Genomic DNA, 24,632 nt, shown 5'->3' on the forward strand with positions numbered 1-24,632 from the left:
ATTAAAAAACGTATCTAGATTATAAAATAAAAATGTAAGCAATTCTTCGTTGAATATGCTTACCTTTTTTATTTCAAACTAAATTTAACAGCTTCTACGAATTGAAAATCTCTGTTCAAATTATATCCTTCTCTTCTAAATATCGGATTTACTTATCATAACTATAATAATAATTTATTTTCCTTATAATAAATGATTCGATACGATAAATAATATAGAACGCCCCAAGGAGATGAACACAATGGAACAAAAGGCAATAATGAATACAAAACCAGAGCAACAAAAAAAGCCTACTAAACAGTTAAATGTAGCAATGATCTATGGAGTGGCTTTTACATTCATCATAGCTGTTTTAGGTTTTCTATTGGCAAAGTTACCAGGGTTCAATCATGTTGGACCACTTGCATGTGCCATTTTACTTGCTTTAGTATATAGACAATTTTTTGGTTATCCTGAAAAATTGCGAGTAGGAATTCAATTTTCTTCAAAAGGACTTTTAAGATTTGCCATCATACTGTACGGATTAAAACTAAACATGGTTGTCATTTTTAGTGATGGTTTACCTTTATTACTAAGAGGGGCTGGAACAATTATATTTTCGATTGTTATTCTTATGGCTATTGCAAAATGGCTTAAAGCAGATCTTAATCTGTCTCTATTATTAAGTATCGGGACTGGTATTTGTGGAGCTGCTGCAATTGCTGCCATATCACCTATTATTAAAGCAAAAGATGATGACACAGCTATGGCCGTTGGGATCATCGCACTAGTCGGCACATTATTTTCCATCATTTATACTTTAATCTATCCTTTATTACCAATTAGCCCAGCTGAATATGGAGCATGGGTCGGAATAAGTCTTCATGAGATTGCTCATGTAGCTTTAGCAGCTGCACCTGCGGGTCAAGATGCGCTTGCTCACGCATTATTAGCCAAACTTGCCCGTGTATTTTTATTGATTCCGGTTTGTTTTATCCTTTTATTCTGGATGAAACGTAAAGGAAAATTAAACGGAGAAGCGAAACTGGAGTTCCCATGGTTCTTAATCGGTTTTGTTATAATGAGTTTTGTTGGAAGCTACATCCTTGGTGAAAAAATTCCGGTATCAAATAAAACGATGTCAGACGTTGCTGTTTTTACATCATTTATTTTAACAATGTCTATGACTGGTTTAGGATTGAATATTAACTTAAAAGAATTACGTACTAAATCAATTCGTCCGCTTATTGCAATCGTCATTACATCGATACTATTATCTTTCGTAACATTTTTTAGTCTATAAATGCCAAGGAAGATAAAGTTAAATAAAAAAATCAGAGAAACTTTACCCCAGTTTCTCTGATTTTTTATTTACCATATAAAGGCTATAAAATATTCGATTTCCTATGTTTTGCTTTCTTCATTGAATTTAATAAAAATCCACCCTTAAACCGTCTAGCTTCATATGAAATAATAAAGGCGCTTGGTTCATACTGTTCGATAAGATTCATCAGTTCAGGTTCTCTATTACGTTTTGTCAGTATATCCAAATGATAACGCTCGCTGTCTCTTCCTTCCCCTTGGAATACTGTCACTCCGAATCCTTCCTCACGAAGTCGGTTAATTAGCAATTTATTTTTGTTCGTTAAATTAACGACTAAACTCGTATATCCGATCGCTAAGCGATTTTCTACGTAACTTCCAATTAGAATGCCAATTCCAAATCCGACTGCATAAACAATCATTGATAATGTATTTTGTTCTCCAGAAAAAACAAGCGACAATCCAAATACATAAATAATTGCTTCTAAAAAACCAAAAAGCGCAGCAGATACACTCAACCCTTTAACTAGGAAAATTGTTCTCAATGTTAAGACAGGTACATAAATCAATTGTAATAATAAAATTAGTAAAATATCTTTCAATCTAGACACCTCAAAGTTTAAATTTTTTGGAAGCAGATTTAGGTATTTAATTTGTTTCATTCTAAGCCTTGCTTTTAAACTTTTTTTATAGATTCAAAGTGAAAGCCTAGTAGAAAATTATTTTTATTAATAAGGTCGAGCTGTGAGTGCATAAACAATGTAATATTTTTGTATTATTAAGCAGTTGTAGTACTTAATTCAACTTGTACTGTTAAATTCCTGCTGATCTCCCTTCTAGGACATTAAAAGATTACTGTCAAAATAAACCGAACTAATTATAAATAAACTATTTTCATCATTTGAATTTTAAATATACTTATTACACAAAAAAAAAAGACGATCTACTAGAAAAGTAAATCTTCTTTTATTTATTACCCATTATTCCATTCCAAAAGAAGTCTATGATCTGTTCAGACATTTCATCTATTGTAGAGAAAATTGTATTTTGTTCTGTATCCTTATAGTTTCCAACCGATAAAATTGCTAAAAACAATTGGGTATAGAATTTTGGATTCCCTTTAGGTATTTCTCCATTCTCTATTGCCGTTGTCATTGCTTTTTCGATCACATTATACATCATTTCTTCCGCTTTATTCATCTGTTGTAATTGCTCATCTGATAAAGAGACTTTCGCTTCTTTCGTAAAAGCTTTTAAATCAATTTCAAAAGTTGCTCTTAAATGGACTTTAACCATTTTGTTGAGATTTTCTTTTAACGATTTATCCGAAGTTAAAATCTCAGCAATTCGATCACTTATTCGAAGCATCATTTGAACCATTGCATCCGTAAAGAGATCTGCTTTTGTTGGATAATAATAATAAACCGTTGCTTTGGTTACTCCACACTTCTTAGCCACATCATCCATTGAAACTAATTGATATCCGTTTTGAAGAAACAATTGAATTGCATTATCAACGATTGTTGTTTTTGTAGGCTTTTTTTTTGAATCCTGCGGTGGTCTTCCAAGAGGCCGTTTAATTTGTTCCAATTTGCTTCTCTCCTAATCTTTTAATTCCCCTTCATTATATCATAAAAAAAGTTCTTGAATAATTAACTTACCAGTATATATAATTAAGTTAATAAATTTTACGTGAGGTGAATTCCATATGAAACAGCACCCCTTTCATTCTTGGGGCAAATTTGTAAGTAATAAACGGACAAAATGGATAACATTGTTGGTGTGGGTTTTATTAACGGTTGTATTATCATTCACTTTTCCATCTGTAAACGAAGTAGAAAACAATACTGCAGATAACTTACCTAAGCAATCCATGTCCCAAAAAGCGGATCAGCTAATAAAAAAAGAATTTCCCACTGATTCTGGAAATCCTTTATTAATTGTTTGGAATCGTAAAGACGGACTAAACGCGGACGATTACAAAGTCATTCAAACTGTTTATAAAGAACTTCGAAATAATCCATTAAAAAATCAATTAACAGCACCGTCGTATGATTTAATGCCTATCCAGGCAATTAAACGAAGTTCTTCAGAGGATGGTTCAACAATCATTACTCCTGTTCTTTTTGACAAAAAGGCAGATGATAAAGTACTACAAAATAATATCAACTTATTAGAAAAACAAATTAAAAAGAATACTGGTGATAACCCAGTAAAACGAAAATTAACAGAATCTGGGCTAAAAGTCCGTTTTTCGGGCCCAGTTGGTATTCAAACAGACGCTGTAAGTTTATTTTCTCAAGCTGACGTTAAACTTTTATTATCAACTGTATCTCTTGTATTAGTTTTCTTAATCCTTTTGTATCGTTCGCCAATTATGGCTATTGTCCCGTTAATAGTCGTTGGTTTCGCATATGGAATCGTAAATCCATTATTAGGTTTTTTAGGTGATAAAGGTATTATAACGGTGGATTCTCAAGCCGTTTCGATTATGACAGTTTTATTATTTGGTGCAGGTACTGATTATTGTTTATTTTTAATATCTAGGTATCGTGAATATTTACTTTTGGAAGAAAACAAATATAAAGCACTTCAGCTCGCGATCAGAGAATCTAGTGGAGCCATCTCAATGAGTGCTTTAACGGTCGTTATAGGATTAGGTACACTATTATTAGCTCAATATGGTGCTTTCCATCGTTTCGCAGTACCATTTAGTTTGGCAGTCCTTATTATGGGTATTGCTGCAATCACAATCCTACCTGCCCTACTTTCTATTTTTGGTAGAGTTTCATTTTTTCCTTTCATCCCAAGAACAGAGGAAATGGAAGCATTAAGAGCTGAGAAAAAAGGAAAACCAATTAAGAAATTAAAAAATAAAGTAACATTTAATCAAAAAATAGGAAAACTAGTTACTCATAAACCTTGGACAATTATTCTAGTCTCTATCATTCTTTTAGGAGGGCTAGCACTATTTGTACCTCGAGTACAATACACATATGATTTACTTCAATCGTTTCCGAAAGATATGCCTTCAAGAGAAGGTTTTGATTTAATATCTGACCATTATTCATCAGGTTCACTAGCACCTGTTAAAGTGATCATCGATACAGAAAATAAAAATATCCCTGTAAAAAAAGAATTAGAATCACTTTCATTTGTAAAAGATGTGTCTGATCCTATTACAGGTAAAAATAATAAAAAATTAAAATTATATGAAATTTCTTTAGTCGATAATCCATATTCTATTAAAGGATTAGATCGAATACCTCAACTAGAAAAGAAAATTAAGAAACTATTAAACGAATATGATATTCAAAAAGTGAATCAGCATTACTGGATTGGAGGAGAAACAGTAACGAATTTAGATACAAAAAATATAACTGAGCGTGATGAATCCGTGATTATTCCAGTAATGATTGGATTAATTGCATTATTACTATTAACTTATTTACGTTCCTTTACAGCGATGATTTACTTAATTCTAACTGTCATATTATCTTATCTCTCAGCATTAGGTGCTGGCTGGCTAATTCTTCACTACGGATTTGGAGCTAGCGCGATACAAGGTTCGATTCCACTATATTCCTTTGTATTTTTAGTAGCATTAGGTGAAGATTACAATATATTCATGGTTTCCGAAATATGGAAAAATAAAAAGAATCAAAATCATCGCGAAGCAGTTTCAAATGGAGTCGCAAAAACCGGGGCTGTTATTTCATCTGCTGGATTAATCTTGGCCGGTACATTTTTAGTGTTAGCAACACTACCTATTCAAGTATTAGTTCAATTTGGTATTGTTACTTGTATTGGAGTATTAATTGATACATTCATCGTTCGTCCACTTTTAGTTCCAGCAATTACTACAGTATTAGGTAGATTTGCATATTGGCCAGGTCAACTTTCGAAAAAAGAGTATGCATCAAAACAAGAAATGCAATTAGAAAAATAAACAGAATAAAAACACCACAATGCATGATAGATGTAAATGATGCGTTGTGGTGTTTTTCATTTGAACAATCTTTGTCATTACTTATTAGTTTGATTAAGTTGTTTCATCATGAGATTAATCAATTGATAGAGGCCGTATATCCCTAAGTAAGCCCCGGAAATTAAAAAATATATATTAAGAAATACAGCATGAATATTGGTCATAAAAACAACATCATGTTTTATAATCTCATAAATTGCTATTGATGAAATTCCTCCAAAGACTACATAAGAAATAATTGCGATCAAATTAAAGATTGTGTTAAATATCCGATTAAATCTAGCTAATCCAAACATCATAATAGGGAAAAAAATAATTGAACAAAATATTATCGTTTTCAAGTAGTTTATTACTCCGTTTTATTTTTAAGTTATGTTAATTTTATTCTTTACAAATTTAGATTAACTATCCAAATTTGACCGCTCTTTTCATCTAAAAAATCACCAAAAAAGCATGGTGATTAGAGTATTAAATCAATACTGTCGTTATTTATATGATTAGTATCTAATATAAAACTAGTCTTCCCCAAGTGTTTTTGTCATGATCAAGTCTATTTGTTCTTCATCACCCATATAAAATGAGTGTGACCCATTGTGAACAAATCCCATTTTTTTATAAAATGCGATTGCATTTTCGTTTTTTTCCCAAACGCCTAGCCATATTTTCTGTTTATTAAGTTCCTCCGCAATTTCTAATGCTTTATAAAACAGAATTTTACCAAGTCCGTGTTTTTGAAATTCCTTCTTTATATATATTCTTTCGATTTCAAGTGATTCATCACCCATTTCTTCAGATTGGGCATCATCTATATTGACCTTTAAATAGCCAGCGACGGTTTGATTAAAATGAATAAAAAAGAAGTGCGAAGACTGATTTAACAATTCTTCTTCTATCTGATTTAAATTAAACGCTTTTTCCAGATAAGCATTCATATTTTCTAGCGTATTTTGATGCTTAAATGTCTCATTAAACGTTTCATAACCGATTTGTTGAAGTTTGTGCGAATCCTCAGGACTACACTTTGTTATATTGATTGTCATATTAATTTCGTCTCTCCTCTTATCTAATCAATAATTTCTCTTGTTTCCTTTTTTTACAAATTCCCAGTCTTTTTCTACATTTTTTCTTACCTTTTGAAGAAGATTAAAAATGGTTTCAACTTCTATTTCAGACAATCCCTCTAGTGCAACGATATTAGAATAATCGTTTTCCCTTTTTATAAATGGATAAACATTTTCCCCTTTTTCTGTTGCATAAAGTTTTTTTATTTTTTTGTTGTCTTTATCCTCTTTCTTTTCAATAAATCCATTCATTTCAAGTTTTTTTATAGCACGCGCTGCTGTAGTTCGATCTACTTTTATCATCTCAGCCACTTTTTCTTGAATGATCCCTGGATTCTCAGCTATTCGCACTAGATATAAATACTGCCCTTTTGTAAGGTCATGCTCTTTAAATTCAATATTACTGATCGAATCTAGAGCCCTTGCGATCATTCCAATTTCACGAAGAATTTCCTTCATAATTAACTCCTTATTATTAATTTTGTTGTAAATGCAATAAAAATAATATATATTGAATTTAACCTATTTTTGTTGTATTTGCAATAAAACATAAAAAAACTTATTTAAAAGGACTGATAAAAATGATGAATACAAAAAAAATAATGAATGAAGAAGAGCTAAAAATAGCATTTGAAATAAGGAAAGATATATTTGTGAAAGAACAAGGTGTATCTCTAGAAGATGAATTTGATCAATATGACAAATTAAATGGAGATTGCGAACACATATTAGTTCATTACAATGAACAACCAGTCGGAACAGGAAGAATTAGGTTTGTTGATGGAGTAGGTAAATTGGAAAGAATCTGTATCCTGGAGTCTTTCCGAAAATTTGGTCTTGGCAAAAATATTATTAAAGCATTAGAAGAAATTGCGGAAGAACAAGGAGCTTCGCAAGTAAAATTGCATGGCCAAACACATGCAGAAGGTTTCTACAAAAAACTTGGTTATCGAGCTTCCTCTCCTGTCTTTATAGAAGATGGTATCCCTCATATTTTAATGCAAAAAGAATTAACTAAATGATAAAGCGATTAATTAAAGTGAAATATGTTTTTTACGTATTAGGGATTTTAATATTAACATTAGGTATTTCAATTAATATACAATCTAACCTTGGAACTTCACCTTTTGATGCCCTTTTAGTAGGGTTATCCAAAAATGTGGGGTTGACTGTCGGAAGTTGGGAAATCATTATAGCTTTATTACTAATCTGTATAAATTCTTTTTTAAAAAGACAAAGACCAGAATTTTTAGGATTAGTAACTGCGTTTATTACGGGTATCGGTATTGATATGTGGCTTTATTTATTACACAATTTAGTAACACCTGAAATTTGGTATAGCAAAACAGCTTGTTATAGTTTCGGATTAGTTATTTCAGGACTCGGAACAGCAACCTATTTACACACAAACTTTGCACCAATTCCAGTAGACCGATTAACATTAATCCTACAGGAAATAACTAAAACAAATATCTTTTTTTCAAAAACAGTCATTTATCTCATTTTCTTACTAGCAGCATTCATGTCAAATGGACCAATCGGCATTGGGACGATCCTAACCGTTTGTTTTGGGGGGTTCATCCTTAATTACTTTATGCCACTTACAAAAATGTTTTTAGACCGCATATTATCTCAAAATAGTACATCTTCTAACATTGAAAAAGAGAAAAATCTTTCTATATAGAATGTGCTAGATTACTTTTACTCATAAATCCACTATCTTCGGAAACACTATCCTTGGAGGTGAAGCACATGAGTAAAAAATCAACTGGAAGAGGACAAAAAGCTCCAAGTGTTAATCCACAAGGATACGGAAAAGACGTTGAATTTTCAACTGAGCCGCAAAGTGAACTACAAAATTTAGCAAAAAAGTCTAACAAAAAATAAACTTTACTACTAAAAACAACCAGGGTAACCCATAACGGGGCTACACTGGTTGTTTTTATAATCGAGGTTTTGTACCAATTACGACTGTGGCGTCCATTTCATTATTGTGTATTAACTTGGCTATTAATCCATATTGATTAAAAATCTTAACTGTTTGAGGAGCCTGTACTTTACTCGTCTCTATTAATAAATGCCCACCTGAAGTTAACCAGAGAGAGGCATTTTCTGCTACTTTTCGATGGATATCATTTCCATCCTTCCCCCCATCAAGTGCAACTTTTGGCTCATACAGCCGTGCCTCCTGAGGGAGTGATTTTATTGCCTCAGTTGGAACATATGGTGCGTTCGCCACTATAATATCAACATTCCCAAGTAATTGAGGTGGCAGTGGATGATAAAGATCACCTTCATATACAAGACCACCTAGTTTAGCAACATTACACTTGGCACACTGGACTGCAGTATGATCAATATCGACCGCATACAACGAAACCAGCCCTACTGCCTTGGAAATCGCTACACCTACTGCACCAGAACCACAACAAAGATCAACAACTTTGACACCAGGTACAGATAAGTCAATCGCTTTTTGGGCAAGAAACTCTGTCCGACGGCGAGGAACGAAGACACCTGGGACTACTGCAATCCTATTGCCATAAAACTCCCCCCAACCTAGAATATATTCTAACGGTGAACCAGTTACTCGAAGATTGACCATTGTTAAAAGTTCTTCCAAAGTATCAGCTCCAGAAATGAGAAGCAGAGCTTCTTCTTCTGCAAAAACGCAACCAGCTTTCCGTAGTTGCTTGATTATTAAATTTTTAATTTGGTCACTACAATAAGTTCCATTTTGCTTTAATATATATACCACCCAATCTTTATACTGTTTATAATTGGGAGTTCGTTAAAAGTAAAAAAATACCTTCTTTAATTTAAATGTTTTAAAAATAACTAAACAAAAATCAGACTAACTAGACTGCACCTCTTAAAGTAGATGTAAAAAAAATAAACTATCTACTTAAATAAAAAGCCTCAGAATCACACGAATTCAGCATCTTCATAATCTTTCATAAAACTTGTCTAATATAGTTTTGAAAAATCTTTTACGTATTATCTATAGCTTTTATGTAAAATATAGTTAAAAACTTAAAGGTGAACGTAATGATTGGAACGGTTGAAGTCATAATTCGAACTCTTTTTGCATTTGTTTTACTTATTTGTATTACCCATTTACTTGGAAAACAGACTATATCAAAAATGACTTATCATGATTATATTACTTCAATTACATTAGGATCTATTGCAGGCAATTTGACGTTTAATACTTCTATACATTTTGGAAACTATCTTACTGCCCTAACAATCTTCAGTATGTTTTTATTTCTTGCTACTTTAGTTTCATTAAAAAACAAAAAAGCAAGAGCGATATTCAATGGAGAACCTACTGTTGTGATACAAGATGGAAAAATACTTGAAAAAAACATTGAGAATTTAAAAGTTACAATGGACTCTTTAAATCAAGCACTAAGAAGGAGAGATATATTTGACATAGATGAAGTGGAATTCGCAATTTTTGAACCTGACGGACATTTATCTGTATTAAAGAAACCTTTATATCGATTTGTCACTCGAAAAGATTTAAGCATTTCTAGTCCCTCCCACTCAGATTTCCCTATTGAAATCATTATGGATGGTCAATTGATTTATAAAAACATCACTCAAAATCACCTAACAAAAGAATGGATTATTACTGAAATTGAACAACGAGGTTTGAATTTATCTGATGTTTCATATTGTGTTCGTGGAACAAATGGTCAATTGTATTTTGATTTGTACAAAGATCAGATTAAATCGCCTATTGATATTGAGTCATAAAATCATTTTATTAATCAATTATGATAAACAAAAAGCATAAACTCGTAGTTTTACGAAATTTATGCTCTTCCTTATTTAAGAATAATTAATTAATAGTACTCAGTATTTAAATAAACTACAACGATCTAGCTAATTAACTTCTACTAAAATATTTGACATTTTAGCCACTTTTTCATATTGTTCTGTATCTATGTAATGACTATATAATTCTTTAGCATACTTGTTAATCCACATTGAATACTGCATCGACTGAAAGTATGGTAGAGCATCCAGTTCTATGTATTTGTAGTATTGTTCAATATTTTCTTCAATTCGATAGATAAGCATTTTAAATGCTTTTTGGAGTAGAAGATTGTCCAACTTTTTTGCTGTTAATAACCCATGTTGGGCTATTTTTAACATTTCTGTTTTCTTCATTAGTTTACCTTCCAAACAGATTACTAAATAATTACGAAGTTGCCTAACGTATCGTATAGATTTCTTATCAACGATTTCCAATGCATCTTGCACTATTTCCTTTGCGCGAACATAATCTTTTCTACAATAGAATAAATTTGATAAGTTGCCTAGAAGACTAACCTTTTTATCAGGTTCATGCAGTAAATCGCATAAGTGAATCAGACTTTTATAAGATTCTACAATTTTTTCAAAATCGGCATGTTGATCATTCTGAATTTGTGCAAGCATTAGAGCCTCTGCTTCAAGCATCATGACAAGATTATTCATTTCTTTGAAATGCACTAAAGCTTTTTCAGCATATACATATGCCATCATTTTATTTTGAACTAAATGATATGCTTCAGCCAAATTATAATAATATTCTGGAGTTTTATACTCATCCATATTAATTTTCTTCAAAATGTTTAAAGCTAAATTTTTATTATTTGAATTTGACGTGTCATAGATTGAGGTATAGTATATCCCCCATACGTGCAATTGCAAATTCTTTTCATATTGCGGAAGAACTGGATATTCTTTTTCAACACTTCTCAAAATTGTGTAAGACTTTTCATATTCTTTCTTTAAAATGTAATACTTTGCCCTTAATAACTGATAAAATGGTGCAAACTCGGTGGAGTGTAAATAAGGATTTTTTTCCAATTCCTCTTTTAACTCTTCAACCTCTTTCATATTTTGCATAAAAATGGCTTTTTGCCATCGATTCAGTGAATCTTTTGTATTCTTAAAGAGATTCACTTCATTATTAATATCAATATTTAAACGATTTGACAGTAATTCAACGATTTCCGAGGAATAGATTGTTTGACCGAGTTCAATTTTACTGAGATATGCGAGAGTACAAATTCCCTTGCCTAGTTGTTCAAGTGTTAACCCAAGTTTTTGTCGATAATATCTTATGATTTGACCCTCTATCATTTTATTACTCCCTTTAATTTTCCTATTCATTTTTTAATTTAATTGAATTTTCAATAATTAATAACAATTATTTTAAATTAACTTTTTTAATTTGCAAATAGAAAAATTGGATATCAATAGAAAATATTAAACTAATCTATTAGACTTTTTCAGATAAAATAAAAAAACACATCTAATAATTCACTACACTTTTTCAGCAATTATTTAGAGGTGTTTTAATATCTATTTAATTGTCACTCATAATCAGATATAGATTAATTATTAGTTTCATCTGTATCATCATAATATGTTGAATTACCTTGTTGTGCATTAAATGTCCAATTTACTTTTAGGCTATCCCCTTGAAAATGATTTTGATCTTGTCCATTATCTACAAATTCAAACAATACAAAGATTTTTTCTTTATCCCCTGCAATAATACCATCTGGTTTAGGACCTGATAGTGTATCAATTTGAGTAACATCAGGTTGTTGAGTTTGTAAATCATATAAGGTTGTTTCAACAATTGGATTAGTTGCACTACTTGTATTGTACATTATTGTGACTTTAATGTGTTTTGCTAGATCATCACCTTGATTATTTGAATTAACATCTTCCACTGTATATTTTGTTTCTAGTAGTACCTTACTAATGTCTAATGTACCATTGTTCTCGAGTGTAAATTCGCGATAAACCTCATCACCCGGTTTAATGTTACTAATATTAACAACCGTACTAGGATTCATCCCTAAATCTAATGTACCTGCAGCAAATGTATTCTGTGTTTCTACTGAATCACTAAAATAAGCAAATGTTCCTCCTCCAACTAATGATAAACCTAACGCAGCACTCATTACTCCTTGACTTATCTTCTTCGTAAAACTCATTCTTAATTCCCCCTTGGATAAAATATATTAAACTCCTATGTATGCCCTATTTAATACATAGGAGATCTAACCAATACGATTAACCTTGTACAATTTCTAACTCTTTTTTTGCACCAATAATGGAGTATAAAGCCGAAATAATAAGTAATATACCTGGAATTATTAATAACAACGCTGATCCGATTTTTGAATTGGCATAGTTCATAACATAGCCTAAGTATGGAATCGTAATACCAGTGTATTTTCCAATGATATCTCGTTGTGAAATTATCCATAAATCCGGGCCGTTATTATTATCACCCTTTGTTTTATATGTAATTTCCCCATTCTTGTTTTTAACTTCAAGAATTCTATGGGTTACTAATCTATCTTTTGTATGAAACGTAATAATATCACCCTTTTGATAGGCATAATTGTTAGGCTCTAGTTTTATTTGTATGATTGAACCTGTTTGAAAAATAGGTTCCATTGAACCCGATAATACTGTTTTTAATTGATATCCCCTAATTGTAGGCTCTTGTCCAGTTATTTTAGAAGAAAGAACGGTAAACGCCATAATACATAAAATAACTAAACCAATTAGTTTAATTAAATTAATCGAAATACTTACTAATTTTTTCATGTTTTTTTCCCCTTCACTAAAATTTCATTATTCATAGATGCTAAATATCTAGTCATTGTTATCATCAGAGTTTTCTAAGAATGATTTTCTACATAATTTAGCTTAGCTTTTTCTTCAATGTTGTTTATCTGATTAGAAATTGAAGAACGAACAGCTTCGATTTGTTGAAAATCAATCATAGAATGCACTTCTTCCAAAATACTAGATACCATTTGATCCCCTTCACCTACAAAAGCATAAGTCTGTTTGTCTACCCCCTTTTGACTTTTTATTTTTAATTTAGTAGTAGATAGTTCCTTTTTTATACTTTCTAAATCACCTAATTGAACACTTATCTGCCGTTCAATTTCATTAATTTTGCCAAGTCTTTCACGTAACTCCAGTAATGTAACATTTGAAGGCAAAAGAAAAATGGTTTTATATTCTTTATTTATCGTATCTGCAATATTCTTTGCATCATCTTCTAATTTCTTTACGTTTGAGGGGAAAACAATTGCTGTTGATAGATTGACTGGAGCTGATGAAGCTTGGCTAGAAAATGAAGCATCAGTTTCACCTACAAATTGAATTCCCGTATAAAAAGAAATACAAATTAGACTCGAAAATAAAATGCTTTTTTGACTTGTACTCCTCATACACTTTCCCCTTTGTGAATTTCCGTAATTGATTTCCATTATACATAATTATCAGAAAATTAAAATTAGGATAATTTCGACGAAAAACCACCAAGAATTTTGTTAGAATTTGTCGATTCTAGAAGAAACATTAATAAACCACATAAAAATTATCCAGAAATGAAATTGTGAAAAATGCATTGATTTCGCCTCGTTTTTTCACAATAATTGTAATTGTTACAAAATTCTAGCAAAGAGGTGGGTTAATTGAAAAAGAAAGATTTGAAGTTTAGGAATAAAAAGATTGCTATTCCTGCAGTGTTATCATTGTCAGTTGTGTTAGGAGGAGTATTACCAACTGTAACAACATTTGGGGGTAGCGCCGCTAGCGCAGCAACTGTTTCTGAAGTAGTGAGTAAGGATGAAATTGTAAAAAACTACCTTAATTCAAAAGTAGAAAATCCGCTCACAAAGTTAGCTAATATTGGAGAGCAATTTAAAATTATAAGTGAACAAACTGATCCTTCAACTGGCACTTATCATGTACGTACGGTCGAGCAATACAACGGAATTCCAATTTATGGTTCTGGGCAAACAGTTGCTTTAGATGCAAATAATAATGTGTACGCCTCGATTGGTAAAGTAACTCAGAATCTATCTCGAACTCTTATTCCTACTGAGGCATCTATTTCTGAAGAGGATGCAATTTCAACTGCTAAAGAAGACATTCAATCACAAATTGGTGAAGTTAAAAATTATGATGGAATTGACTCTCAATTAATGATTTACCCTTATAAAGGGAAATATTATTTAACTTATTTAGTAAAAGCATCTACTTCAGTACCAGCACCAGGTTACTTCCATTACTTTATAGATGCAATTAGTGGAGAAGTAATTGATCAATACGATGCACTAGATGAAATTGATGCAACAACTCTTACTCCAGTAACTGGTAGAGGGTTAGACCTACATGGTAACATGCAATCTTTTACTGCCGTTAAAGATCCTTCAACCGGAACAAGCTATTTATATGGTGCTTCAGTTTACAATTCAAAAATTGTACCAATTACTACTTTCGATGCTCGTCGTATGGAAGAATTCGCTTTCCAACTTGGTGGCATTTTTGGATTTACAGGTTATGAAATATCGACGAATAGTTCAACTAATACATTCACTAATCCTGCTGCAGTATCTGCTGTATACAATTCAGATAAAGTGAACAAATACTATCAATATATTCATAAACGTAATAGTTTAGATAATAACGGAATGACATTAATTAACACAGTCCATGTTGGAGTAAAATGGAATAACGCTGCATGGAATGGAAGACAAATGGTATATGGTGATGGAGATGGTATAAAATTTAGTTCACTGGCTGGTGGTTTAGATGTAGCTGGCCATGAAATGACTCACGGCGTAATTGAACACTCAGCCGACTTAATTTATAAGAACGAATCTGGAGCTATTAATGAATCCCTAGCAGATGTCATGGGTAATTTTGCTCAAATGTATACTACAGGAGTTACTGAATGGGAACTTGGAGAAGATATCACAACACCAAACATTCCTGGTGACGGTGGGCTTCGTTCAATGAGCGATCCAGCTTCAAAAGCTACAAGATATATGGCTTCAGGTCACTATCCTGATACATACCAGGATCGCTATTTAGGTACTGAGGATAATGGAGGAGTACACATAAACAGTGGTATCAATAATAAAGCAGCTTACTTATTAACTCAAGGTGGCACAAATAATGGTATTACAATTAAAGGAATGGGTAGAACGAAAGCAGAAAAAATTTACTACCGAGCAATAACTCTTTACCTAACTCCTTCTTCTGGATTTAAAGAAATGAGAGAAGCTGCAATTCAGTCTGCTCGAGACTTATATCCAGATAAAAATGGCTTGCCTTCAGCAGAAACCCAAGCGGTTATGGATGCATATACTTCTGTAGGTGTAAACTAATAGTCGAAAAACCATTTCAGACTGCCCGCCAAACGCTCGCTTTCTTCGTTACTTCGCCTGCCTGCGCGGTGCTCATTACCGTCTAGGGTAACTCCGCTCCTCACCAGACTTCGTGCCTCGAAGGACAAGCGCTTGCAATCAGTCTGAAAATCAAGTTTTTTTTACTTTGTCTACACACTGAAACCATGAACTATTGTTCATGGTTTTCTTTTTGTTCTTACCGTTCATTTATTAATTGTTCATAGATACATAAATCGATCAATGAATAGGTTTATCAATTATACAAATAATAACCAACAGGAGGTGGAATATTATTGAAAAATCAGCCAACAATTTCAATATCTAAGGACATTACTAGTAATTTAGAAAAACTAAAAGATGTGTTTTCTAATGTTTTTGATTTTAAAACTAGAAAGATTACTTTCAATAATAGACCACTGTGTATTGTTTTTATTGATACAATCTCGAATAAAGATATTATTAATGAAAAAATCATTAAAGTACTTTTACATATTAAACAAGGTAATATCATGACAGATCTACCTGTTTCAACTATTTCGGCAACTAATTGTTTAAACGAAATACAAGAGGCTCTTACAAATGGAAATACGGTATTGTTAGTTGATGGTTCAAATGAAGCCTTTATCATAGAGACTGTTTTATTCGAAGTAAGATCGACAAGTGAGCCGACAAATGAAAAAGTTGTTTCAGGTTCTCATGATGGTTTTGTTGAGAGTCTTAATAAAAATATTAATTTTCTAAGAAGTAGAATTAGAAGCACAGATTTTAAAATAGAAGTATTACCAATTGGAGATCCTGGTACTAATGTTGGAATTTTATATTTAGATAATATCGTAAATAAAGATATTCTAGAAATTGTTAAATTCCGTATTAACTCGATTCAACTTGAAAATAACTTAACAACTGGTAAGTTAGAAGAATTTATTGAGGATAGCTCACTTTCACCATTTCCACAAATTCTAGAAACGGAGCGTCCTGACCGAGTTATTTCTAATTTATTTGACGGGAAAATTTGCGTAATCGTTGAAGGAAGTCCAACGGTTTCAATTATGCCAGCTTCTTTTTTTACGTTTTTCCAAACTCCTGATGACTATAATGGAAGAGTTTTAATAGGGACTTTTTTAAGGATTATTAGGCTATTTAGTTTTTTTCTATGTATAACTTTACCTGCAGTATACATATCTATTGTTTCATTTAGCTATGAAATTCTCCCATATGAATTAGTTACTACTATTCAAAACAGTATTGAATTTGTACCATTTTCTCCGTTTGTCGAAGCCATCATTATGCAATTAATATTGGAATTATTAAGAGAAGCATCTATTCGACTTCCAAGTCCGATTGCTCAAACAATCGGAATTGTCGGAGGACTTGTGATTGGAACAGCTATCGTAGAGGCAAATTTAGTATCGAATACAATGATAGTCGTCCTTGCCATTACAGCAGTTGGGTCATTTATTGTTCCTGTTCATGAAATGAGTTTTTCACTTCGGTTATTAAGTTTTCCAATGATTATTTTGGCATCAATTTATGGATTTGTAGGTATTATATTCGGTTTAACTCTTATTTTTATACATATGGTTAAACTCGAGTCCTTTGGCACTCCCTATTTTTCACCTCTTGCACCGATTCGATTAAAAGATTTAAAGGATGCTTTAATAAGGGTACCTAATTGGAAAATGAAGACTCGACCGACAAACGCACAGCCTATTGATACTATTCAATCAAAAGGTACGAAAGGGTGGAAAAAATGATAATTAAGCAAAATGAGACTATTTCATCCTTTCAATTATTTTTTTATTTGGTAATCTCCCAATTAAACGTTGCAATTCTAACGTTACCAATGCATTTATATCGAGAAAGTGCTTATGATGGATGGATTTCCTTATTGCTTTCTTGCCTATATTCGATTTGTACTGTATGTCTATATTCATTTTTACTTAAGCGGTTTCCGAATTTAACAATTTTTGAAATTTGTTCGTATTTTTTTGGAAGATGGCTTGGTGGAATATTGAAAATTAGTTATATTTTATATTTTATTTTTATAGCTTATTTAATTAACCAATTTTATCTATTTATATTTAGTAAATGGGTTTTTCCAAACTCACCATCTTGGAGTATTTTACTTCTTTTATTTATAATTGGAATCTATCTAGGGAAAGAAAATATTCGAACTACGACTCGATTTTTCCAGTTATCTTTTTGGACAATTTTAATCATTTTTATTTTTAGTGTTGAAGCATTTCAACAAGTGGAATGGGAATTTTTACTTCCGGTTACTCAATCTAATTTTTCACAAATAGTAAAAGGAAGCTATAAGTCTTATGTTTTCTTACATGGTTTTGAGGGCCTTTTAGTTCTCTACCCATTTGTAAATAGCGCTCATAGGAAAACAATAAAAAGTACTATTTTATCTACATTATTTATTACAATGATCAATCTATTTACTGTTGTTTTATGCTTCATATTCTTTAGTAAAAAGGAAATGCGTTTAATTCCAGAACCGACAATTTATTTATTTAAAACCTTAACTTTTTTTAAAGAACTAGAGCGACTAGATTTACTATTTCTTTCAGTTTGGTTTGTCATAATTGCCTCTTCCTATGTATCTTATTTAAATTTGGCTAATATCGGAATCTCGAATTTAATTAGAAAAAATAGAATCTATTCTACTCTTACAATTTGCTTTCTTATCTTTTTAGTAGGTAATTTCGTACCAACTTCAAAAGGATTTATAGATATATTATTAAAAATTTTATCTATTTCTAGCTTTATTTTTATCGTTTTGATTCCATTGTTGATTTTATGTATTTCCCTTCTCTTTAAGCTTAAAAGTAAGGAAGTTAACGTGTCATGAAAAAAAATCATTACATTACTTTTTTATTAATCTTTTTTTTAACGGGTTGCTGGGATCAGCACTCCTTGAAGGACTCTGCACTTGTACTAAGTATTGCATTTGACCAACTTACTAACGAAAGTATTAAGGCAACTGCAAGCGTTAGAACAAATATTTCAAAAGGTGACCAGACCGAAGCCACTAATTATATTATTAATGATCAAGGCGCTTCTGTAAGAGATGTACGAAACAATATTGATTACCAAATTCCTGGTAGTTTTTCTGCTAACAAATTACTAGTGATGCTTTTAGGGGAAACTATAGCAAAAAATAATTTGTATCCTTATTTTGATAACTTTTTCCGATTTATTAGAAGTCCTCTAACTTCACGAGTAGCAATCGTAAAAGGACAGGCTTCTAGTATTATTGAAATGAAAACTTACAAAGATATTTTTATTAGTGAGTCCCTTTCAGAAATGCTAGAGGCTGGTGAAAATATATCTGTTATTCCAAAAGAGACACAAGAGACCATTTATAAAAAAATGGATGATCCAGGCACTGATATAGTTCTCCCTTTTCTAGAAAAAACTGATGATGAAACAATAAAAATTAAAGGTGTAGCACTTTTAGAAAACAATCATTTTACCGGAAAAATATTAAATAATAAACAATCAAAATTATTGTTATTAATGCAAGACAAAAAAAGTCATACAATGAGTTTGTCTGAAAAATTGGGTAGTAATAATGAAGTTATCTCTTTTAAAGTAAAAAGTATAAAAAGAAAACTACAAATCAAAAATGAAAAGCAACCTAAAGTAAAGATCGACTTAAAAATAAAGATTGATTTAACCGAATTTACTGGCGAAGATTTAGCTAGTAATATTAAAAAAAAGGAAATAGAAAACAAAATTGCTGAAAATATCGAAAAGGAGTTAAAAGAAGTAGTTAGCATTCTTCAAGACGCTAATTGTGATGCATTAGGAATTGGCAGATATTTAATGGCCTACCATCCAAATACATGGAATAAATTAAATTGGGAAAAAGATTATTCAAAATTTCCCTTTGAGATTAGTACAAAGGTAATTATGTATACAAGTGGGATTATTTTATGATGGGTTAAAACAAGTAAAGTTTAGCAATCATTTATAACATGGCATAATCAGGAAAGCCCATTAACGGGCTTTTTTGTTTTTCTTGTTCCATTGGTACTTCATTTTATTCTCATGTCCTGCGATTATTTCACTGTCTCTCATGCTCTAGAGCACTATTTTTTCGATCATGTTATATTTTGAACCATGAATGATATAGCAACCCAATAGCCTCTTCTATCTCTGCCTCTGATAAAATAGCAAATCCAAGTAAAACTGTATTTCTTGGATGATTTCCTTCGCTATAATACATTGAAACTGGATATACTTTAATGCTATTTTCAGCCGCCCTTTTTATTAATTCTTCTTCTAACATTCCATTGTGAACCTTTAATAAAATATGTAAGCCAGAATCTTCTCCAATCACTTCCACTTTATCAGAAAAATACCTTTCGATCACCGAAACAAGAAGATCTCTCTTTTTTCTATATATAACTCGCATTTTATGAAGATGTTTTTCCCAATGTCCTTCGTTTAAAAATCTTCTAATGATTTCTTGATCAATTCTCGAAACACTTTGTGTATAGAATAAATATTGTGAATGATACAATTTAATTAGCTGTTTTGGCAACACCATATAACTCATTCGTAATGATGGGAGTAAAGCTTTTGAAAATGTTCCCATGTAAATTACGTTACCCTCTATGTCAAGCCCCTGCAATGCTGGAATCGGTTTTCCAGAATAACGAAATTCACTGTCATAATCATCTTCAATAATATAACGTCCATACTCCTCTTGTGCCCATTGTAATAGTTGACCTCTTCTTTTAATTGGCATAATCATTCCACAAGGAAATTGGTGAGACGGTGTAACGAAAATAACCTCCGCATTGCTAGCTTCTAAAGCTGTAATTGAGATTCCATCTTCATCAAGTGGGATCATTTGAACATTTTCTTCTCCCTTTTCAAAAACAACCAATTTTCGATGATACCCTGGATTTTCAACTGCAAAATGCTTTCCCTTTAATAATTGAAACAAGATTTTTATTAAAAATTGGGTTCCAGCTCCTATTACAATTTGACTCGCTGAACATCTAACACCTCTTGATTCATATAAATATTTCGCAATCTCTTCACGCAAGTTGAATTCACCTTGAGGATGACCAAGAAGTAGAAGATCCTTATTTTCTTGCTGCCATACCTCATTTGAAATTTTCCGATAGACAGCGAATGGAAATGACTTAGGATCTACACCCGTTTGTGCAAAATCATATTTATAGCTCTGTTCTCCGTATGATACTTCTTTAACAAATTCTCTATTTTTCTCAGTAAGTATCATTTGCTCAATTTCACATACAAAATACCCTTTACGTGAAACCGATTCAATATATCCTTCTGCCAGAAGTTGTTCATATGCCGATTCAACTGTATTTTTACTCACTTCTAAATACATTGCTAACTTTCTTTTTGCTGGTAGCTTCGTCATAGGAGGAATTTTTCCACTTCTTATTTCTTCTTTTATATATCCATATAACTGTACATACAACGGCATTTTTAACTCAATATTCAAATTTGGTGTTAACTCTAACATGTAATCTGACCCCTTTATAAAGTCCATTATTGATACTTTGTATAGTACCAGAGGTTATATATAATACTTTTTATCATGTAATTCGAATAAAATCAATTTTTGGAAGGAGCATCAAGATCATGCAAAACAGCAGACGCCTTGGACTATTTATGATTCTTACAGGAGCTACTTTATGGGGATTATCAGGTCCATTAATTCAGTGGTTTTTTCAACGTACGACAATATCATCTATCGACTATTTAGTAATCCGCCTCTTACTTGCTGGCGTCTTTATTTTATGTTACTTACTTACAAAAAAACAAAATATATTTCGTATTTGGCAACAACCAGTTCATCTATTACATCTTATTATTTTCTCTATTCTCGGAATGCTTGGCGCACAATATGCTTTTATAGAAACTGTGCATATTAGCAATGCTGTGACCGCTACTCTATTTCAATTTTTAGGGCCAGTTCTCATTACTATTTATGTTGCAATACAAAATAAAAAACTGCCTTCTACTTTGCAGGTATTAGCAATTCTCTCTGCACTAATAGGCACATACTTTATTATTACAAATGGATCAGCCCATAATATTGTCATGTCAAAGGAAACTATTTTATTCGGATTGTTAACAGCTATTGGTTTTACCTTCTATACACTACACCCTACTTCACTAATTCAACAATGGGGGACAACTCTTATTATTGGCTGGGGTATGCTAATTGGAGGTATTGTACTATTTATTTACAATCATTCTTTTGAATGGAAACAATTTTCACAAACCTTTACATTATCAACATTCTCTATGCTAATTTTAATTATTCTAATCGGTACACTTTCTTTTCTTCTCTACATCGGTAGCCTAAAATATTTATCAGCAACAGAGACTAGTATTTTATCTAGTATTGAACCTCTTGTAGCAACGATTGTTTCTATTGCTTGGCTAAAGGAATCTTTCGGAGTGTACCAATTACTAGGTGGAATATGTATCGTCATCGCAGTTATTTTCTTAACAAAGCCCGAAAAAGTAGCAAAATCCACATTCACAACTGAACAAATGTAAATGTCAAAAGAGGTCTATTTTAAGTAATTAAAGCAAATCAAAATGAAATAAATAATAAGTTACTAAATGATACATTGATACTACACTCGATCCTTGTATTACAAAAGGTTTAGTATCACAAAGCGTATGGTTTGAATGATTTGTTATTCAATATTAAGAGGGATAGCGAAAAAAAGTTTTTATTTACAGCAAAAGCCTAAGTGAATACTTTTAAACATCATGGATGGCAAACGCATTAGTTTCATATGAATCATATAGGCCAAGAAAAAAAGGATAAAAAAAGCATTCTTCCCGAATTTTCGTTAGAATGCTTTTCATTATAAAATTATATTTATTAGTGCTTTAACATATATCCCCAAAGTAATAATGGTGTAATAAGAAAAGTGTAAAGTACTATTTGTAAAATAATGATCGGTTTTATTTCTTTAAAATCACTTACCCAAAACTTAGAAACTATTGCATATAATGCTAATTCTAATACAGGTCCAAATACAATTAACCATTTCATTTTAAAAATTTTGCTCCTTTTAGAAATTCTAAGATGCATTTATTACAATCTCACCCTAAAATTATAACACAAGTAACAAATTATTTTACAAAAACAAAAAATCTGAAGTATTAAATAAATTTTAAAAAAAACATGAGTGATAAAACTTTTACACGATATAAAATACTCTTCCAGAATTCCCACCCGGCAATGTTTAATAGAAAAAAAGCGCCAAACTACGGGCATAGTCTGACGCTTACTTTTTAGTTCCTCTTACCGAACTTCCTTAATTAATTAGTTTTATACCATTGATGATAATCGCAACCATCCCAATCAATGAAACGATTACCCACCAGTCCTTTTGCTTTTTCTTAAAGTGAAGTGCTACAAAGAAAATAATTACTCCAAGGATGATACTAGCAATAGAACTATATAATTCTATCTGTGAGTTTGCACTATTTAAAAAGATACTATCTAACTTTTCCTTCATGATCAATTCCTCCTTACAGTTAAATGACCGAATCGGCTGAAAGCATTTTTTTAATGGACATATATGCTAGGGCTACACCTATAACTCCCAATGTAATGGATACTGGGATCATCGTGATAAGGCCGCCCTTGTCCCCACCTGAACTTACAGCTAAGCTGACGATAACGAGAGAACTTGCAACTGTTGCAACAGTGGATTTATTTAACATCCCAATGTATAAAGTTAACATACCTAGCATGATAGATGTAATCGTTGTGATGAACATGAGTCCAATGTCCATTAAACTAATACTATAATTAATAAAAGGTAGTATTGTATCCAACCCAAACAATACAAGGTTTAATAAGATTTGTGATCCTATTATGGATAATAATGTAATCATAAAAATGAGTAGAAGCTTACTTAATATGAGCTTTTTGCGATCAATAGGGTATGTAAAAAGGATTAGTATGGTTTTACTTCTAAATTCCTCTACAATCAGATTGGCGATTAGAATTGACTGCCAAACAAGAAATACAGCTTTGATAAACGTATCTAGTACCGTTATGGTGGCTATTTGCGGCATTCCTGGAATAACTTCACTCGAATTATTTACATAAGTAGTCATCAGAATTAACATTAATAAACATACATTCGCAATTAAAACATGAAAAATATGTTTCTTTAAACTAAATTTCTTAAGTTCTATATTTATTAGTTTTTTCATTTTGATCTCCTTACGAACTAAGAATCTTTAAAAAGTGATTTTCAAGATTGAAATCCTCTTTATCAATTCCACCTTTTGTGATTTCTTCTACTAATCTACCATTATGAATAATCCCTATCGTATCAGCGAGTTTTACCATTTCACTGATAATATGGCTAGATATAATAATTGATAAATTTCTTTCTTTGTTCAGTCTAGTTAAGATTTCCCTGATATCAACGATTCCTTTTGGATCCAATCCATTAATCGGTTCATCTAGTATAAGGAGCTCTGGTTCACAAAGAATAGCTCTTCCAATGGCTAATCTCTGCCTCATCCCCAATGAAAGTTCCTTCACCTTCTTATATAGGCTTCCTTCCAAGCCGACGATTTCAAGTATCTTCGATATGTCCTTTTTATAATTTTCATTTAAATAGTCGCAATGAATATTTAAATTTTCCTCAACCGTTAAGGACTCATAGAAAACGGGAATTTCGATAATATTCCCTACCTTAGATAAAATGGAAGGATTTCCTTTGGAAACTTCAGAGCCTAAAATTTTGACTGAGCCCTCAGTCGGTTTCAGTAAGCCAAGCATAATCTTCATTAGTGTTGTCTTGCCTGTTCCATTTGCTCCGAGTAAACCATAAATCTGTCCTTTTTTGATGCTTAGTGTAACATTATTTAATACTTCCTGTTCGCCAAATTTTTTTGACAATTGACTTACTTCAATTACATTGGTCATTATGCCTCTCCCTGTATATAAATGATGTTTTGTTGGTCCGTATATAGCCTATGGATTCCTATAGCAACCAAGCGTCTTTTAGC

At 31.7% G+C, this 24,632-nt stretch carries 25 protein-coding genes; 11 read left to right on the plus strand and 14 right to left on the minus strand.

Annotated elements, in window-relative coordinates:
- Positions 1-241: 241 nt before the first annotated feature.
- Positions 242-1,282 carry a YeiH family protein gene (locus RAH41_RS06705; protein ID WP_419471567.1) on the plus strand — a complete coding sequence of 347 codons (1,041 nt, stop codon included), beginning with the start codon at positions 242-244 and terminating at the stop codon, positions 1,280-1,282.
- An 82-nt stretch (positions 1,283-1,364) separates the two neighbouring features.
- On the opposite strand, the gene RAH41_RS06710 is transcribed toward RAH41_RS06705, so the two are convergent.
- Positions 1,365-1,904, minus strand: coding sequence for a DUF2179 domain-containing protein (locus tag RAH41_RS06710; protein WP_331221425.1), 540 nt, complete (start codon positions 1,902-1,904; stop codon positions 1,365-1,367).
- Between the two features lie 364 nt (positions 1,905-2,268).
- Complete coding sequence (locus RAH41_RS06715; protein ID WP_331221426.1) at positions 2,269-2,892, minus strand: TetR/AcrR family transcriptional regulator; 624 nt, start codon at positions 2,890-2,892, stop codon at positions 2,269-2,271.
- 118 nt (positions 2,893-3,010) lie between these two features.
- Here RAH41_RS06715 and RAH41_RS06720 point away from each other — a divergent pair, with 118 nt between their 5' ends.
- Positions 3,011-5,251: an MMPL family transporter gene (locus tag RAH41_RS06720; RefSeq protein WP_331221428.1), complete on the plus strand. Its 2,241-nt coding sequence runs from the start codon at positions 3,011-3,013 to the stop codon at positions 5,249-5,251.
- A 554-nt stretch (positions 5,252-5,805) separates the two neighbouring features.
- On the opposite strand, the gene RAH41_RS06725 is transcribed toward RAH41_RS06720, so the two are convergent.
- Positions 5,806-6,330, minus strand: a complete 525-nt coding sequence (locus RAH41_RS06725) for a GNAT family N-acetyltransferase (RefSeq protein WP_331221430.1) — start codon at positions 6,328-6,330, stop codon at positions 5,806-5,808.
- A gap of 27 nt (positions 6,331-6,357) precedes the next feature.
- On the minus strand, positions 6,358-6,810 hold the full coding sequence (locus tag RAH41_RS06730) for a MarR family winged helix-turn-helix transcriptional regulator (protein ID WP_331221431.1): 453 nt from the start codon (positions 6,808-6,810) through the stop codon (positions 6,358-6,360).
- Between the two features lie 125 nt (positions 6,811-6,935).
- Here RAH41_RS06730 and RAH41_RS06735 point away from each other — a divergent pair, with 125 nt between their 5' ends.
- The 3 genes from RAH41_RS06735 to RAH41_RS06745 all read left to right on the plus strand — a co-directional run bounded on the left by RAH41_RS06735 (position 6,936) and on the right by RAH41_RS06745 (position 8,238).
- On the plus strand, positions 6,936-7,373 hold the full coding sequence (locus RAH41_RS06735) for a GNAT family N-acetyltransferase (RefSeq protein WP_331221479.1): 438 nt from the start codon (positions 6,936-6,938) through the stop codon (positions 7,371-7,373).
- A gap of 17 nt (positions 7,374-7,390) precedes the next feature.
- A complete protein-coding gene (locus RAH41_RS06740; protein WP_331221481.1) occupies positions 7,391-8,035 on the plus strand; it encodes a YitT family protein in 645 nt (214 codons plus the stop codon).
- A 68-nt stretch (positions 8,036-8,103) separates the two neighbouring features.
- Positions 8,104-8,238: a small, acid-soluble spore protein L gene (locus RAH41_RS06745; protein ID WP_098169858.1), complete on the plus strand. Its 135-nt coding sequence runs from the start codon at positions 8,104-8,106 to the stop codon at positions 8,236-8,238.
- A gap of 55 nt (positions 8,239-8,293) precedes the next feature.
- Here RAH41_RS06745 and RAH41_RS06750 read toward each other — a convergent pair whose 3' ends face one another.
- Positions 8,294-9,109, minus strand: a complete 816-nt coding sequence (locus RAH41_RS06750) for a putative protein N(5)-glutamine methyltransferase (RefSeq protein ID WP_331221433.1) — start codon at positions 9,107-9,109, stop codon at positions 8,294-8,296.
- Between the two features lie 290 nt (positions 9,110-9,399).
- Here RAH41_RS06750 and RAH41_RS06755 point away from each other — a divergent pair, with 290 nt between their 5' ends.
- Positions 9,400-10,113: a DUF421 domain-containing protein gene (locus tag RAH41_RS06755; RefSeq protein WP_331221434.1), complete on the plus strand. Its 714-nt coding sequence runs from the start codon at positions 9,400-9,402 to the stop codon at positions 10,111-10,113.
- A 129-nt stretch (positions 10,114-10,242) separates the two neighbouring features.
- On the opposite strand, the gene RAH41_RS06760 is transcribed toward RAH41_RS06755, so the two are convergent.
- From RAH41_RS06760 to RAH41_RS06775, 4 genes are all read right to left on the minus strand, one after another.
- Entirely contained in the window at positions 10,243-11,490 is a 1,248-nt protein-coding gene (locus tag RAH41_RS06760) for a helix-turn-helix domain-containing protein (RefSeq protein ID WP_331221435.1), read from the minus strand.
- A 254-nt stretch (positions 11,491-11,744) separates the two neighbouring features.
- Positions 11,745-12,356: a TasA family protein gene (locus RAH41_RS06765; protein ID WP_331221436.1), complete on the minus strand. Its 612-nt coding sequence runs from the start codon at positions 12,354-12,356 to the stop codon at positions 11,745-11,747.
- A gap of 79 nt (positions 12,357-12,435) precedes the next feature.
- On the minus strand, positions 12,436-12,978 hold the full coding sequence (gene sipW / locus RAH41_RS06770; protein WP_331221437.1) for a signal peptidase I SipW: 543 nt from the start codon (positions 12,976-12,978) through the stop codon (positions 12,436-12,438).
- A gap of 74 nt (positions 12,979-13,052) precedes the next feature.
- Positions 13,053-13,613, minus strand: a complete 561-nt coding sequence (locus RAH41_RS06775) for a hypothetical protein (protein ID WP_331221438.1) — start codon at positions 13,611-13,613, stop codon at positions 13,053-13,055.
- Positions 13,614-13,859: 246 nt separating this feature from the next.
- Between RAH41_RS06775 and RAH41_RS06780 the strand changes: the two genes are divergently transcribed.
- The 4 genes from RAH41_RS06780 (at position 13,860) to RAH41_RS06795 (ending at position 19,529) form a co-directional block, all read left to right on the plus strand.
- Positions 13,860-15,560 (plus strand): M4 family metallopeptidase, encoded by a 1,701-nt coding sequence (locus RAH41_RS06780; protein ID WP_331221439.1) that lies wholly within the window; start codon positions 13,860-13,862, stop codon positions 15,558-15,560.
- A gap of 314 nt (positions 15,561-15,874) precedes the next feature.
- Positions 15,875-17,335 carry a spore germination protein gene (locus RAH41_RS06785; protein ID WP_331221440.1) on the plus strand — a complete coding sequence of 487 codons (1,461 nt, stop codon included), beginning with the start codon at positions 15,875-15,877 and terminating at the stop codon, positions 17,333-17,335.
- Positions 17,332-18,438 carry an endospore germination permease gene (locus tag RAH41_RS06790; RefSeq protein ID WP_331221441.1) on the plus strand — a complete coding sequence of 369 codons (1,107 nt, stop codon included), beginning with the start codon at positions 17,332-17,334 and terminating at the stop codon, positions 18,436-18,438. The genes RAH41_RS06785 and RAH41_RS06790 overlap by 4 nt, the downstream gene beginning before the upstream one ends.
- Positions 18,435-19,529, plus strand: coding sequence for a Ger(x)C family spore germination protein (locus RAH41_RS06795; protein ID WP_331221442.1), 1,095 nt, complete (start codon positions 18,435-18,437; stop codon positions 19,527-19,529). The genes RAH41_RS06790 and RAH41_RS06795 overlap by 4 nt, the downstream gene beginning before the upstream one ends.
- A gap of 169 nt (positions 19,530-19,698) precedes the next feature.
- Here the strand turns inward: RAH41_RS06795 and RAH41_RS06800 are convergent, their stop codons facing one another.
- On the minus strand, positions 19,699-21,096 hold the full coding sequence (locus RAH41_RS06800) for a PLP-dependent aminotransferase family protein (protein WP_331221443.1): 1,398 nt from the start codon (positions 21,094-21,096) through the stop codon (positions 19,699-19,701).
- 119 nt (positions 21,097-21,215) lie between these two features.
- On the opposite strand from RAH41_RS06800, the gene RAH41_RS06805 reads away from it, so the two are divergent.
- Complete coding sequence (locus RAH41_RS06805) at positions 21,216-22,142, plus strand: DMT family transporter (RefSeq protein WP_331221444.1); 927 nt, start codon at positions 21,216-21,218, stop codon at positions 22,140-22,142.
- A 334-nt stretch (positions 22,143-22,476) separates the two neighbouring features.
- On the opposite strand, the gene RAH41_RS06810 is transcribed toward RAH41_RS06805, so the two are convergent.
- The 4 genes from RAH41_RS06810 to RAH41_RS06825 form a co-directional block, all read right to left on the minus strand.
- The gene (locus RAH41_RS06810) at positions 22,477-22,650 is read right to left on the minus strand and encodes a hypothetical protein (RefSeq protein WP_331221445.1); all 174 of its coding nucleotides are present in this window, start codon (positions 22,648-22,650) and stop codon (positions 22,477-22,479) included.
- 265 nt (positions 22,651-22,915) lie between these two features.
- Positions 22,916-23,119, minus strand: a complete 204-nt coding sequence (locus tag RAH41_RS06815) for a hypothetical protein (RefSeq protein ID WP_331221446.1) — start codon at positions 23,117-23,119, stop codon at positions 22,916-22,918.
- A 19-nt stretch (positions 23,120-23,138) separates the two neighbouring features.
- Positions 23,139-23,825 (minus strand): ABC transporter permease, encoded by a 687-nt coding sequence (locus RAH41_RS06820; RefSeq protein ID WP_331221448.1) that lies wholly within the window; start codon positions 23,823-23,825, stop codon positions 23,139-23,141.
- A gap of 10 nt (positions 23,826-23,835) precedes the next feature.
- On the minus strand, positions 23,836-24,549 hold the full coding sequence (locus RAH41_RS06825) for an ABC transporter ATP-binding protein (RefSeq protein WP_331221449.1): 714 nt from the start codon (positions 24,547-24,549) through the stop codon (positions 23,836-23,838).
- Positions 24,550-24,632: the final 83 nt, after the last annotated feature.

Origin of the sequence: Gottfriedia acidiceleris (assembly GCF_036421055.1) — a bacterium.
In the GTDB taxonomy this organism is placed as follows: Bacteria; Bacillota; Bacilli; order Bacillales; family Bacillaceae_G; genus Gottfriedia; species Gottfriedia acidiceleris_C.